General features: G+C 70.8%; 1 protein-coding gene. It reads left to right on the forward strand.

The window, feature by feature from the left end; all coding sequences use genetic code 11:
* On the forward strand, positions 1-224 hold a 224-nt coding region (locus MKK54_RS14650; RefSeq protein WP_244011915.1), incomplete at its 5' end, for a hypothetical protein.
* Positions 225-411 lie beyond the last annotated feature (187 nt).

The following is a 411-nucleotide window of genomic DNA, read 5'->3' on the forward strand; positions in this document are numbered from 1 at the left end:
CGCACCTTGGCCGCGGTTCGGACTACCGGCAACACGCCCGGGAAGTGCTGCAGGCGCCCGGCTGGTCGGTCAAGGCGCCACGTCCGAAGAACCCGGGCGCAGCCATCCCCGAAGAACAAGCCGCCTCCAAAAAAAACTCGCCGACACCCGCGCCGAGGAAGAAGCGCGCCATCCCGGGCGCCCGGTCTCGGTCTTCTGCACGGACGCGCACCGCATCGGGCTGACGCCGGTCATCCGCCGGGTCTGGGCTCCGCGCGGACAGAGGCCGGCCGCGCTCGGCCATCATCGCTACGAGTGGCTCTACGTCACCGCCTTCGTGGCGCCGGCCACCGGCGAGAGCCATTGGTACGTCGGCAACGGCGTCTCCAAGCCGCTCTTCGAGCGCCTGCTAGCGCTGTTCGCCCGCGAGGC

Source organism: Methylobacterium sp. J-068 (assembly GCF_022829445.1).
Lineage (GTDB): Bacteria > Pseudomonadota > Alphaproteobacteria > Rhizobiales > Beijerinckiaceae > Methylobacterium.